This is a genomic window from Pseudomonas sp. PDM10 (genome assembly GCF_014852295.1).
In the GTDB taxonomy this organism is placed as follows: domain Bacteria; phylum Pseudomonadota; class Gammaproteobacteria; order Pseudomonadales; family Pseudomonadaceae; genus Aquipseudomonas.
Genome location: NZ_JACVBJ010000001.1, coordinates 309682 through 321952 on the forward strand (window position 1 = coordinate 309682; position 12271 = coordinate 321952).

At 58.9% G+C, this 12271-nt stretch carries 12 protein-coding genes; 11 read left to right on the forward strand and 1 reads right to left on the reverse strand.

Annotated features, from left to right (window positions below; genetic code table 11):
• The first annotated feature begins 109 nt into the window (after window positions 1-109).
• The 6 genes from tilS to ispD all read left to right on the forward strand — a co-directional run bounded on the left by tilS (window position 110) and on the right by ispD (window position 6795).
• The gene (tilS, locus tag IB252_RS01430) at window positions 110-1438 is read left to right on the forward strand and encodes a tRNA lysidine(34) synthetase TilS (protein ID WP_192406395.1); all 1329 of its coding nucleotides are present in this window, start codon (window positions 110-112) and stop codon (window positions 1436-1438) included.
• Between the two features lie 274 nt (window positions 1439-1712).
• On the forward strand, window positions 1713-3344 hold the full coding sequence (locus tag IB252_RS01435) for a CTP synthase (RefSeq protein ID WP_111451003.1): 1632 nt from the start codon (window positions 1713-1715) through the stop codon (window positions 3342-3344).
• Window positions 3345-3349: 5 nt separating this feature from the next.
• A complete protein-coding gene (gene kdsA, locus IB252_RS01440; protein WP_111451002.1) occupies window positions 3350-4195 on the forward strand; it encodes a 3-deoxy-8-phosphooctulonate synthase in 846 nt (281 codons plus the stop codon).
• Window positions 4196-4351: 156 nt separating this feature from the next.
• A complete protein-coding gene (gene eno, locus IB252_RS01445; protein WP_111451001.1) occupies window positions 4352-5641 on the forward strand; it encodes a phosphopyruvate hydratase in 1290 nt (429 codons plus the stop codon).
• A 171-nt stretch (window positions 5642-5812) separates the two neighbouring features.
• The gene (ftsB, locus tag IB252_RS01450) at window positions 5813-6091 is read left to right on the forward strand and encodes a cell division protein FtsB (RefSeq protein ID WP_008028992.1); all 279 of its coding nucleotides are present in this window, start codon (window positions 5813-5815) and stop codon (window positions 6089-6091) included.
• Complete coding sequence (gene ispD / locus IB252_RS01455) at window positions 6088-6795, forward strand: 2-C-methyl-D-erythritol 4-phosphate cytidylyltransferase (protein WP_111451000.1); 708 nt, start codon at window positions 6088-6090, stop codon at window positions 6793-6795. The genes ftsB and ispD overlap by 4 nt, the downstream gene beginning before the upstream one ends.
• Before the next feature lie 157 nt (window positions 6796-6952).
• Here ispD and IB252_RS01460 read toward each other — a convergent pair whose 3' ends face one another.
• Window positions 6953-7849 carry a LysR substrate-binding domain-containing protein gene (locus IB252_RS01460; protein WP_074879661.1) on the reverse strand — a complete coding sequence of 299 codons (897 nt, stop codon included), beginning with the start codon at window positions 7847-7849 and terminating at the stop codon, window positions 6953-6955.
• Between the two features lie 107 nt (window positions 7850-7956).
• Here IB252_RS01460 and IB252_RS01465 point away from each other — a divergent pair, with 107 nt between their 5' ends.
• The 5 genes from IB252_RS01465 to surE are packed head-to-tail and all read left to right on the forward strand — an operon-like array spanning window position 7957 to window position 12232.
• The gene (locus IB252_RS01465; RefSeq protein WP_008154027.1) at window positions 7957-9069 is read left to right on the forward strand and encodes an S-(hydroxymethyl)glutathione dehydrogenase/class III alcohol dehydrogenase; all 1113 of its coding nucleotides are present in this window, start codon (window positions 7957-7959) and stop codon (window positions 9067-9069) included.
• Window positions 9070-9077: 8 nt separating this feature from the next.
• Window positions 9078-9923, forward strand: a complete 846-nt coding sequence (gene fghA / locus IB252_RS01470; protein WP_192406397.1) for an S-formylglutathione hydrolase — start codon at window positions 9078-9080, stop codon at window positions 9921-9923.
• A gap of 43 nt (window positions 9924-9966) precedes the next feature.
• Window positions 9967-10440: a 2-C-methyl-D-erythritol 2,4-cyclodiphosphate synthase gene (gene ispF, locus IB252_RS01475; RefSeq protein WP_008154023.1), complete on the forward strand. Its 474-nt coding sequence runs from the start codon at window positions 9967-9969 to the stop codon at window positions 10438-10440.
• Entirely contained in the window at window positions 10437-11495 is a 1059-nt protein-coding gene (gene truD / locus IB252_RS01480) for a tRNA pseudouridine(13) synthase TruD (protein ID WP_192406399.1), read from the forward strand. The genes ispF and truD overlap by 4 nt, the downstream gene beginning before the upstream one ends.
• On the forward strand, window positions 11483-12232 hold the full coding sequence (gene surE / locus IB252_RS01485; RefSeq protein ID WP_192406401.1) for a 5'/3'-nucleotidase SurE: 750 nt from the start codon (window positions 11483-11485) through the stop codon (window positions 12230-12232). The genes truD and surE overlap by 13 nt, the downstream gene beginning before the upstream one ends.
• Window positions 12233-12271 lie beyond the last annotated feature (39 nt).

The following is a 12271-nucleotide window of genomic DNA, read 5'->3' on the forward strand; positions in this document are numbered from 1 at the left end:
GAGCGAGCCTGCTCGCGATAGCGGCTTAACATTCAACTAATCTGTTGGCTGTTATGCCGCTATCGCGAGCAGGCTCGCTCCCACATTTGTTTTGTGTAAAGGGAACGCTATGAGTCGGCCAATGATTGATTTGCCTGCCAGGCTTTTGCTGAATCTGAAACCGTGGCGCAACGCTACGGCCTGGCGCATCGCCTTCTCTGGTGGTCTCGACTCCACCGTTCTGCTGCACCTTCTCGTACACCTCGCGAAAACCGAATCCTTGCCGGCGCTAAGCGCCATCCATGTTCATCACGGCCTTCAGGTTGTGGCTGATGCGTGGCCGGATCATTGTCAGTCGGTCTGTGATGCGCTGGGTGTGCCGCTGCAGGTTGTTCGTGTGCAGGTTCAACCCGGCGCCAGCCTTGAGCGTGCCGCCCGGGATGCGCGATATGCCGCGTTCATCGAGGCGACTCAGGCCAATGATGTGTTGATGACCGCCCAGCACTGTGACGATCAGGCGGAAACGTTGTTGTTTCGGCTGTTGCGTGGGGCAGGGGTGAGGGGATTGTCGGGGATGCCACGCCAGCGCCCACTCGGTAAAGGGCTGCTGCTGCGGCCATTGCTCGATGTCACGCGGGCTGAGCTTGAGGCCTATGCGGCGGAGCATCGGCTGAGCTGGATCGAAGACCCATCGAACCAGGATCGGCAATTCTCGCGAAATTACCTGCGCCATCAGGTATTCCCGGGATTGACCAAGCGCTGGCCGCAAGCGGTAACGACCATGGCCCGCAGCGCTGCGCACCTGAGCGAAGCGCAGGGATTGCTCGATGAGCTTGCGCAAATCGACCTGGCCGGTGCCAGCACGGCCAATGATTTTGATTGGCTGGGATTGCCGTCCCTTGAGCTGGGGCCATTGGCAACGCTGTCCGCTGCTCGTCAGCGTAATGCCTTAAGTCATTGGCTCGAACCGCTGACGCGACTGCCGGACAGTGACCATTGGTCGGGTTGGGAGAATTTACGTGATGCCACCGGCGATGCCTGCCCGATCTGGCGGCTGGCGGATGGCGAATTGCATCGGGCGGGTGGGCGTATCTGGTGGTTGTCCGGCAGTTGGTTGCGCCCGTCGCCCGCCGTCGGAAATTGGCCTGAACCCTCGCTATCGCTGGCGTTGCCGGATAACGGCGTGCTCACACTTACCGGCCAAATCCCCGATGGCTTGCTGCATATCCGCTATCGTGAGGGAGGTGAGGTGATGAATCTGCCCGGTCGCGGCCATCGCGATCTGAAGCGATTGCTCAATGAAAGCGGCGTGCCGTGTTTCGTCCGTGGCAGATTGCCGCTGCTCTACCGAGACGAGCAATTGCTGGCGGTGGCCAACCTGCGGGGCTTGGATGGCAGTGCAAAGGACCATTGGAATTTGCATTGGCAGCCACCGCACGAAGATCTAGGTTTGAGCTGAAAGGGGCTTTCCGGTAGACTACGCTCCCTTCTTGATACAACTTCTGTGGATTCGCCTGAATTGCAGGAGTTGCCGATTACCAAGCAGTCTTTGCTGGGCGATTCCAAAAAATGTGTAGCGAGCAACGTACCGGTGTTTCATCTTCCGGTCTGTCCCAACGCGGCGGTTTTTTTGAAAGGTGCACTGTGATTAATGCAGGTGATCGGGGGCTTCGGCCTTCCTTCGCTTTCCCCGGCGGCTCGGACCGCTTTAACGCAGACTTCTAGGGTTTTTCATGACGCGCTACATATTCGTCACGGGCGGTGTTGTTTCTTCATTGGGGAAAGGCATCGCATCGGCTTCATTGGCGGCCATCCTGGAGGCGCGGGGACTTAAGGTCACCATGCTGAAGCTGGACCCGTACATCAACGTTGACCCGGGCACCATGAGCCCGTTCCAGCACGGTGAAGTGTTCGTCACCCACGACGGCGCCGAGACCGACCTGGACCTGGGCCACTACGAGCGGTTCATCCGCACGACCATGACCCAGAACAACAACTTCACCACCGGCCGTGTCTACGAACACGTCCTGCGCAAAGAGCGCCGTGGTGATTACCTGGGCGCCACCATTCAGGTGATCCCGCACATCACCGACGAAATCAAGCGCCGGATCATCAAGGGCGCCGGCGATGCCGACGTGGCCATGGTCGAGATCGGTGGCACCGTGGGTGATATCGAGTCCCAGCCGTTCCTCGAAGCGATCCGTCAATTGCGTTTCGAAGTCGGCGCCAAGCGCGCGATGCTGATGCACCTGACACTGGTGCCGTACATCGCCACTGCCGGCGAAACCAAAACCAAGCCAACCCAGCACTCGGTCAAGGAACTGCGTTCCATCGGCCTGCAGCCTGACGTGCTGGTCTGCCGTTCCGATCACCCGATCGACATCTCCTCGCGTCGCAAGATCGCTCAGTTCACCAACGTTGAAGAACGTGCGGTGATTGCGCTGGAAGACGCCGACACCATCTACAAGATCCCGGGCATTCTGCACTCCCAGGGCCTGGATGATTTCGTTGTCGAGCGTTTCGGCCTGCAATGTGGCGGCGCCGATCTGTCCGAGTGGGAAGCCGTGGTCGACGCCAAGCTCAACCCTGAGCATGAAGTCACCATCGCGATGGTCGGCAAATACATGGAACTGCTGGACGCCTACAAGTCGCTGATCGAAGCGATGAGTCACGCCGGCATCAGCAACCGCACCAAGGTCAACCTGCGCTACATCGACTCCGAAGACATCGAAAACCAGGGCACTGCGCTGCTGGAAGGTGTCGACGCGATTCTGGTACCTGGTGGCTTCGGTCTGCGAGGCGTGGAAGGCAAGATCACTGCCGTTCAATTCGCTCGCGAAAACAAGGTTCCGTACCTGGGCATCTGCCTGGGCATGCAAGTGGCCGTGATCGAGTTCGCTCGTAACGTGCTGGGCTGGAAAGACGCCAACTCCACCGAGTTCGATCGTGCCAGCGGTCATCCGGTCGTGGGTCTGATCACCGAGTGGGAAGATGCCACCGGCGCCGTCGAAACCCGTACCGAATCGTCCGATCTGGGCGGCACCATGCGCCTTGGCGCTCAGGATTGCCTGCTGGAATCGGGTTCCCTGGTGCACGATTGCTACGCCAAGGACGTGATTGTCGAGCGTCACCGTCACCGCTACGAAGTGAACAACAACCTGCTGCCGCAAATCATGGAAGCCGGTCTGAAAGTCACTGGTCGTTCCGGTGATGGCGCCTTGGTAGAAGTGGTTGAAGCCCCGGATCATCCATGGTTCGTCGCTTGCCAGTTCCACCCTGAGTTCACCTCGACACCACGCGACGGTCACCCGTTGTTCAGCGGTTTCGTTAAAGCAGCTTTGGTTCAACACCAGAAGAAGGCGTAAATCCGATGGCCCAGAAGATCATCCGCGTAGGCGATATCGAGATTGCCAACGACAAGCCAATGGTGCTTTTCGGTGGCATGAACGTGCTGGAAAGCCGCGACATGGCGATGCAGGTCTGCGAAGAATACGTAAAGGTCACCCAGAAACTCGGTATCCCTTACGTGTTCAAGGCCAGCTTCGACAAGGCCAACCGTTCCTCCGTGACCTCTTACCGTGGCCCCGGCCTGGAAGAGGGCATGCGGATTTTCCAGGACATCAAGCAAGCGTTCGGCGTGCCGATCATCACCGACGTCCACGAGCCTGATCAGGCCGCGGTCGTCGCTGAAGTCTGCGATATCATCCAGCTGCCGGCCTTCTTGTCGCGCCAGACCGACCTGGTGGTCGCGATGGCCAAGACCGGTGCGGTGATCAACATCAAGAAAGCCCAGTTTCTCGCGCCTCAGGAAATGAAACATATCCTGAGCAAATGCGTGGAAGCGGGTAACGATCAGTTGATCCTCTGCGAACGCGGTTCGAGCTTCGGCTACAACAACCTGGTCGTCGATATGCTCGGCTTCGGCATCATGAAGCAGTTCGAATACCCGGTGTTCTTCGACGTGACCCACGCGCTGCAAATGCCCGGTGGTCGCTCCGATTCCGCTGGCGGTCGCCGTGCTCAGGTCCTCGATCTGGCCAAGGCTGGCATGAGCCAGTCGCTGGCCGGTCTGTTCCTCGAAGCGCATCCGGACCCGGACAACGCCAAATGCGATGGCCCTTGCGCCTTGCGTCTGGACAAACTGGAGCCATTCCTGGCCCAGCTCAAAGCTTTGGACGAACTGGTGAAGAGTTTTCCGACGGTAGAAACCGCGTAATCCTCATTTCTCCGGTAAAGTACCGCACGAATTAATGCTCAGGCCCTCGGGTCTGAGCCTTATCGTCCGCAAGTCTGCCCGCTGCACATTACTTGCCGGCGATACAAGATTTCCTTCAGCTGCGTCGTTTTCGTCAACTTTGGAGTGTTTACAACAATGGCAAAAATCGTCGACATCAAAGGTCGTGAAGTTCTCGACTCCCGTGGCAACCCCACCGTGGAAGCGGACGTGCTTCTCGATAACGGCATCATCGGCAGTGCTTGCGCGCCGTCCGGTGCTTCCACTGGCTCGCGTGAAGCGCTCGAGCTGCGTGATGGCGACAAGAGCCGTTACCTGGGCAAGGGCGTACTCAAAGCCGTCGCCAACATCAACGGTCCGATCCGTGATCTGTTGCTGGGTACAGACCCAAGCGACCAGAAAGCGCTGGATCACGCGATGATCAAGCTCGACGGTACTGAAAACAAAGGTTCCCTGGGCGCCAATGCGATCCTCGCCGTTTCCCTGGCAGCCGCCAAGGCCGCCGCGCAGGACCAGGACCTGCCGCTGTACGCTCACATCGCCAACCTGAACGGCACCCCGGGTATTTACTCGATGCCGGTTCCGATGATGAACATCATCAACGGTGGCGAGCACGCCGATAACAACGTCGACATCCAGGAATTCATGGTTCAGCCAGTAGGCGCCAAGTCTTTCTCGGAAGGTCTGCGCATGGGCACCGAGATTTTCCATCACCTGAAAGCTGTTCTGAAGGCCCGTGGCCTGAGCACTGCAGTGGGTGACGAAGGTGGTTTCGCACCGAACCTGGCTTCGAACGAAGACGCTTTGAAAGTGATCTCCGAAGCCGTGGCCAACGCCGGTTACAAGCTGGGCACCGACGTGACCCTGGCGCTGGACTGCGCTGCCAGCGAATTCTACGAAGACGGTAAATACAACCTGTCCGGCGAAGGCCAGGTGTTCACCGCTGAAGGTTTCGCTGACTACCTGAAAGGCTTGACCGAGCGTTATCCGATTATCTCGATCGAAGACGGTCTGGACGAGTCCGACTGGGCTGGCTGGAAAATCCTTACCGACAAGATCGGCGAGAAAACTCAGCTGGTGGGCGACGACCTGTTCGTGACCAACACCAAGATCCTGAAAGAAGGCATCGATAAAAAGATCGCCAACTCGATCCTGATCAAGTTCAACCAGATCGGCACCCTGACCGAAACCCTGGAAGCCATCCAGATGGCCAAGGCCGCTGGTTACACCGCCGTGATCTCGCACCGCTCCGGCGAAACCGAAGATTCGACCATTGCCGACCTGGCTGTGGGCACCGCGGCAGGCCAGATCAAGACCGGCTCCCTGTGCCGTTCGGACCGCGTTTCCAAGTACAACCAACTGCTGCGTATCGAAGAGCAGTTGAATGGCAAAGCCAAGTACAACGGTCGCAGCGAATTCCGCGGTTAATCGTTAATTGGTAAAAAGACACCGGATTGTGTCGGAAAAATCGCTACAGCGATGGATTTGCCACTAATCTGATGCCTTATAAGCACAAGCCTGGGTCTTCCAGGCTTCGTGCTATCAGAAGCTTCAAAGTTTTGGCATGGCTGTCTTTTTCCACTGGATACCTGATATTCGATGCGCAGTCCCAATTGGTTGTTCCTCGTCTTGCTCCTGCTGCTGGCTGGCCTGCAGTACCGCCTGTGGGTGGGTAATGGCAGTCTGGCGCAAGTGGCCGAACTGACTCAGCAGATCGCAGATCAACACGCTGAGAACGAGGGGCTGCTTGAGCGTAATCGGGTGATGGACGCTGAAGTCAGTGAATTGAAAAAGGGCATGGAGACCGTTGAAGAGCGGGCTCGTCATGAGTTGGGCATGGTCAAGGACGGTGAAACCCTTTACCAGTTGGCTCAATGAACCCCTCGTTACCAGCCTTCTGGGCTGTAATTCCTGCCGCGGGCGTTGGTGCCCGTATGGCCGCGGACCGTCCCAAGCAATACTTGCAACTGGGCGGGCGCACTATTCTCGAACACAGCCTCGGCTGTTTCCTTGATCATCCTTCCCTGAAAGGGTTGGTGGTCAGTCTTGCTGTTGATGATCCTTATTGGCCGAACCTGGCGTGTGCTTGCGATCCGCGAATTCAGCGGGTTGAAGGTGGCTCCGAGCGTTCCGGGTCGGTACTCAATGCGTTACTGCATTTGCATGCGCAAGGCGCCGACGATGAGGATTGGGTGTTGGTTCACGATGCCGCGCGGCCGAATCTGAGCCGTGATGATCTGGACAAGTTGCTGGGTGAACTCGCAGATGATCCGGTTGGCGGACTGCTGGCGGTTCCGGCACGCGATACCCTCAAGCGGGTCGACAAGCACGGTCGCGTGGTCGAAACCGTGGATCGCAGTGTGATCTGGCAAGCCTATACGCCGCAGATGTTTCGCCTAGGGGCGTTGCATCGGGCGTTGGCCGACAGTCTGGTGGCCGATGCGGTCATCACTGACGAAGCTTCGGCGATGGAGTGGGCGGGTCTGGCGCCGCGCCTGATCGAAGGCCGGTCCGACAACCTCAAGGTTACGCGCCCCGAAGATCTGGAGTGGTTGCGCCAGCGTTGGGCTAATCGCCGCTGATTGATTCGTTGGCTGTTCTGCCGCCATCGCGAGCAGGCTCGCTCCCACAGTGTTTTGTGTTGCCCGGCTTTTCGGTGTTCGCCAGCGCCCCCTGTGGGAGCGGGCTTGCTCGCGAAAGCGGTATCTCAGCCAATAAAACTGGCACTGAAAACATACTTTAGCTCCGATACTCCGGCCGCTCAGCCAATCCTTCCTTCAAATAATCCACCAGCTTGCGCACCTTCGGCGACAGATGCCGTTGCTGTGGATAAAGCGCCCACACGGCGGTGTTCGGCGGTTGGTGGGCTTCCAACAGCGAAATCAACTCACCGCTTTTAAGGTGCTCCAGCACGTAGTAGTCCGGCAGCTGACACAAGCCCACCCCCTGTAACGCCGCATCCAGCACCGCTTGCCCACTGTTGCAGCGCCAGTTTCCTTGCACTCGCTGGGAAAATTCCCGCCCGTTCTGTTCCAGTTGCCAGATGTCCGAGCTACCGATGAGGCAGTTGTGGCGGCTCAGTTCCGACAAGCTATGCGGGCGACCATACCGTTCCAGGTAAGACGGCGATGCGCACAGGTACATGCGTCGTGGCGCCAGGCGTGTCGCTACCAGCCGCGAGTCCTGCAGGCGACCGAGACGGATCGCCAGGTCCAGCCCTTCGTGCACGAGGTCGAGTTGACGATTGCTCAGTTCGATGTCGATGCGCAGTTGCGGATAGAGCCCCATGAAACGGGTTACCAGCGGCACGATGAATCGTTCGCCGTACGCCACGGCGCAGGTCATGCGCAGCATGCCTTTGGGTTCACTGGTCAAGTCACCCACCGCTCGCAGTGCTTCTTCGCGTCCATCCTGCAGGCGCTGGCAATGTTGCAGAAAGGTTTGCCCTGCCTCGGTCAGAGTGACCCGGCGGGTGCTGCGATAAAGCAGTCGCGTCTGAAGGCGCTCTTCGAGGCGTACTATTTGTCGACTGATGTGGGAGGAAGAAACCCCGAGGCGTTCCGCGGCAGCCGTGAACTGACTGCACTCGGCCACGGCGACGAACTCGTCGATACCTTCCCAGCGGTTTTCGGACATCAAGGATTATCCCTGTATGGCAATAATGTTTTGCTTTTGTCCGGATTATTCACCGTCAGGCGGTGTATTACACTCACTGTCTCGTTTTAATTCACTGGAGAATCCACATGATCAAGTCGCGCGCTGCCGTTGCCTTCGAGGCCAAGAAACCCCTCGAGATCGTTGAAGTCGATGTCGCCATGCCCAAGGCCGGCGAAGTCCTGCTGCGTGTGGTTGCCTCCGGTGTCTGTCATACCGACGCCTACACGCTGTCGGGTGCGGACCCGGAAGGTATCTTCCCGTCGATTCTCGGTCACGAAGGTGGCGCGGTGGTCGAGGCTATCGGTGAGGGCGTGACCTCCGTCGCAGTCGGTGATCATGTGATCCCGCTGTACACCCCGGAATGTCGCCAGTGCAAATTCTGTCTGTCGGGTAAAACCAACCTGTGCCAGGCGATTCGCGCGACTCAGGGTAAAGGCCTGATGCCGGATGGCACTTCGCGTTTTTCCTACAAAGGCCAACCCATTTTCCACTACATGGGGACGTCGACGTTCTCCGAGTACACCGTGCTGCCGGAAATCTCCGTCGCCAAAATTCAAAAAGAAGCGCCACTGGAAAAGGTCTGCCTGCTGGGCTGCGGTGTCACCACCGGCATCGGTGCCGTTCTTAATACCGCCAAGGTAAAACCAGGTGATACCGTCGCCATTTTCGGCCTCGGCGGCATCGGTCTGTCGGCAGTTATCGGCGCCGTCAAAGCCAAGGCTGCGCGGATCATCGCCATCGACATCAACCCGGCCAAATTCGAGATCGCCAAGCAGTTGGGTGCAACCGATTGTGTGAACCCGAAAGATTTCGATCGTCCGATCCAGGAAGTCATCGTCGACATGACCGATGGCGGCGTCGACTTTTCCTTCGAATGCATCGGTAACGTCCAATTGATGCGTGCCGCACTTGAGTGCTGCCACAAGGGGTGGGGCGAGTCGGTAATCATCGGCGTCGCCGGTGCTGGCCAGGAAATCTCCACGCGTCCATTCCAGCTGGTAACCGGTCGCGTCTGGCGCGGTTCGGCGTTCGGCGGCGTGCGTGGCCGTACCGAGTTGCCAAGCTATGTCGAGATGGCTGAAACCGGCGAAATCCCGCTGGATACGTTCATCACCCACACCATGGGCCTGGAAGATATCAACAAGGCGTTCGACCTGATGCATGAAGGCAAGAGCATCCGTTCCGTCATCCATTTCTGAGGTCGGTCATGAGCCTGGAAAATATCTCCTGTCAGAAAAGCTTCGGCGGCTGGCACAAACGCTATCGGCACCGCTCCGATGTGCTCGGCTGCGACATGGTGTTTGCCGTGTACCTGCCGCCGCAAGCGGAGCAGGGCGGCAAGCTGCCGGTGTTGTACTGGTTATCCGGCCTGACCTGCACCGACGAAAACTTCATGCAAAAGGCCGGCGCCATGCGCATGGCCGCCGAGCTGGGGCTGATCATCGTTGCCCCGGACACCAGCCCTCGCGGTCCTGATGTGCCGGGTGATCCGGATGGCGCCTGGGACTTCGGTCTCGGCGCCGGGTTTTATCTGAATGCCACGCAGGAACCCTGGTCGCGGCATTATCGGATGCATGACTATGTCGTGCAGGAATTGCCCGCATTGGTCGAAGCCCATTTCCCGGCCTCGGGCAAGCGTGGCATCAGCGGTCATTCCATGGGCGGACACGGCGCGCTGGTCTGCGCGTTGCGTAATCCGGGACGCTATCAGTCGGTCTCGGCGTTCTCGCCGATCAACAATCCGATGGACTGTCCCTGGGGGCAGAAAGCCTTTTCTCGCTACCTGGGGGAAGACCGATCGAAATGGCGCGAGTGGGATGCCTGCGTCCTGATTGCCGAGGCGAACGAAAAGCTGCCGCTGCTGGTTGACCAAGGTGATCGCGACGATTTCCTGGCCACCCAGCTCAAGCCTGAAGCCTTGCAACAGGCCGCCAAACTGGCCGGTCATCCGCTGACGTTGCGCCTGCAACCCGGCTACGACCACAGCTATTTCTTCATCGCCAGCTTCATAGACGATCACTTACAGCATCACGCGCGCGCCCTAGGCGTGTAATGCAGGTAGAATCACGCCCTGACAAAAATCGGGGCGTTTTTTTATGCGTATTGGCCACGGCTATGATGTGCACCGTTTCGCTGAAGGCGATTTCATTACTCTGGGCGGCGTGCGCATTGCACATGGCTTCGGGCTGCTCGCTCATTCCGACGGTGACGTCCTGCTGCACGCCTTGAGCGATGCCTTGCTCGGCGCCGCTGCGCTGGGTGATATCGGCAAACATTTTCCGGACACCGACCCGACATACAAGGGCGCCGACAGCCGAGTGCTGTTGCGTCACGTCGTCGCACTGATCCACGCCAAGGGCTGGAAAGTCGGCAACGTCGATAACACCATCGTCGCCCAAGCGCCGAAAATGGCCCCGCATATCGAATCGATGCGCGCGCTGATTGCCGCGGATCTTCAAGTTGAGTTGGATCAAGTGAACGTGAAAGCTACCACCACCGAAAAGCTCGGCTTTGTCGGTCGCGAAGAGGGCATTGCCGTGCACTCCGTTGCCTTGTTGCTGCGCGCATGAACGAACTGCAATTGCTCGGCCCGCGGGCCTATGGCGAAGCCCTCGGCACCGCCGTACTGAAAGCCACGGCGGAAGATTTTCAGGTCGATGAAGTCCTCAACATTCCCCTCAGTGGCGACGGCGAGCACTTGTGGATCTGGGTGGAAAAACGCGGTCTGAATACCGAAGAAGCGGCACGACGGATCGCCAAGGCGGCGGGCGTGCCATTGCGCACCGTCAGTTATGCGGGCCTCAAGGATCGTCAGGCGCTGACTCGCCAGTGGTTCAGCGTGCAGCTGCCGGGCAAGGCTGATCCTGATCTGTCGGCGGCGGAAAACGATACGCTGAAGATCCTCAAGACCGGCCGGCACAAACGCAAGCTGCAACGCGGTGCTCACTCGGCCAATGGCTTCACGTTGCGACTGACGCAATTCGCTGGCGACAAAGCGGCGATCGACGAGCGTCTGCAACTGATCGCCAAGCAAGGTATTCCCAATTATTTCGGCGCCCAGCGTTTTGGGTTTGACGGCGGTAACGTGGTCGATGCCCGTGCCTGGGCGGCGCGTAAAGCGTTGCCGGAGCAGCGCAACGTGCGTTCGCGTCTGCTCTCTACGGCGCGCAGTTTTCTGTTTAATCAGGTGTTGGCGGCGCGTGTCGCCGATGGCAGCTGGCAGCGTGCCCAGGTTGGCGACCTGCTGGCCTTCACCGACAGTCGCAGCTTCTTTCCGGCAGGTGAGGCCGAGTGCAGCGACCCGCGTCTGGCGATTCTCGATCTGCACCCGACCGGTCCGCAGTGGGGCGAAGGTGACTCGCCGACCACTGGCGCTGTCCATGAACTGGAGCAGGCAATCTCCACTCGCGAAGCGGACTTGCGCGATTGGTTGATTAACGCCGGTATGAGCCACGAACGTCGCATCCTGCGGCTGCCCATTAGTGGGTTGACGTGGCATTATCCCGAGCCTGACATTCTGCAACTGGAATTCGTCCTCCCGGCCGGATGCTTCGCCACCGTATTGGTGCGCGAGCTTGTTGATCTGGTGCCGGTGGGGCAGACGGACAGCCCATGCGTATTCTGATTTCTAACGACGATGGGGTAACCGCACCCGGTCTCGCCGCGCTTTATGCTGCGCTGGCGGATTACACCGAGTGCGTGGTTATCGCCCCGGACCAAGACAAAAGCGGCGCCAGCAGCTCGCTGACGCTCGACCGTCCGTTACACCCGCAAACCCTGGCCAACGGCTTTATCAGCCTCAATGGCACACCGACCGATTGCGTGCACCTGGGCCTCAATGGCTTGCTGGAACGCGAGGCGGACATGGTGGTTTCAGGCATCAACCTGGGCGCCAACCTGGGTGATGACGTGTTGTATTCCGGCACCGTGGCGGCGGCCCTTGAGGGACGTTTTCTGGCGCGTCCTTCGTTTGCCTTTTCGTTGGTCTCACGGCAAGTGGAGAACCTTCCCACAGCCGCGTACTTTGCGCGCAAACTGGTAGAGGCTCACGCGGACCTTGAACTGCCACCGCGTACGGTACTGAACGTGAACATTCCCAATTTGCCGCTGGACCACATCCGCGGTATTCAGCTGACCCGCCTCGGACATCGCGCACGTGCTGCAGCGCCGATGAAAGTGGTCGATCCGCGCGGTAAATCCGGTTACTGGATTGCGGCGGCGGGGGATGCCGAAGACGGCGGCCCGGGCACCGATTTTCATGCGGTGATGCAAGGCTTTGTTTCAATCACCCCACTGCAACTGGATCGCACCTTTAATGATGCCTTCAGAAGTCTCGATGGCTGGCTGGAGGGGCTGAACTAATGGCTCGTGAACAAGACGATATTCTGCGTCGTGGCATCG

What these genes read in the sequence shown, in the direction of transcription:
- tilS (WP_192406395.1), top strand. Translation starts at nt 110, where the DNA reads ATGAGTCGGCCAATGATTGATTTGCCTGCCAGGCTTTTGCTGAATCTG.
- IB252_RS01435 (WP_111451003.1), top strand. Translation starts at nt 1,713, where the DNA reads ATGACGCGCTACATATTCGTCACGGGCGGTGTTGTTTCTTCATTGGGG.
- kdsA (WP_111451002.1), top strand. Translation starts at nt 3,350, where the DNA reads ATGGCCCAGAAGATCATCCGCGTAGGCGATATCGAGATTGCCAACGAC.
- eno (WP_111451001.1), top strand. Translation starts at nt 4,352, where the DNA reads ATGGCAAAAATCGTCGACATCAAAGGTCGTGAAGTTCTCGACTCCCGT.
- ftsB (WP_008028992.1), top strand. Translation starts at nt 5,813, where the DNA reads ATGCGCAGTCCCAATTGGTTGTTCCTCGTCTTGCTCCTGCTGCTGGCT.
- ispD (WP_111451000.1), top strand. Translation starts at nt 6,088, where the DNA reads ATGAACCCCTCGTTACCAGCCTTCTGGGCTGTAATTCCTGCCGCGGGC.
- IB252_RS01460 (WP_074879661.1), bottom strand. Translation starts at nt 7,849, where the DNA reads ATGTCCGAAAACCGCTGGGAAGGTATCGACGAGTTCGTCGCCGTGGCC.
- IB252_RS01465 (WP_008154027.1), top strand. Translation starts at nt 7,957, where the DNA reads ATGATCAAGTCGCGCGCTGCCGTTGCCTTCGAGGCCAAGAAACCCCTC.
- fghA (WP_192406397.1), top strand. Translation starts at nt 9,078, where the DNA reads ATGAGCCTGGAAAATATCTCCTGTCAGAAAAGCTTCGGCGGCTGGCAC.
- ispF (WP_008154023.1), top strand. Translation starts at nt 9,967, where the DNA reads ATGCGTATTGGCCACGGCTATGATGTGCACCGTTTCGCTGAAGGCGAT.
- truD (WP_192406399.1), top strand. Translation starts at nt 10,437, where the DNA reads ATGAACGAACTGCAATTGCTCGGCCCGCGGGCCTATGGCGAAGCCCTC.
- surE (WP_192406401.1), top strand. Translation starts at nt 11,483, where the DNA reads ATGCGTATTCTGATTTCTAACGACGATGGGGTAACCGCACCCGGTCTC.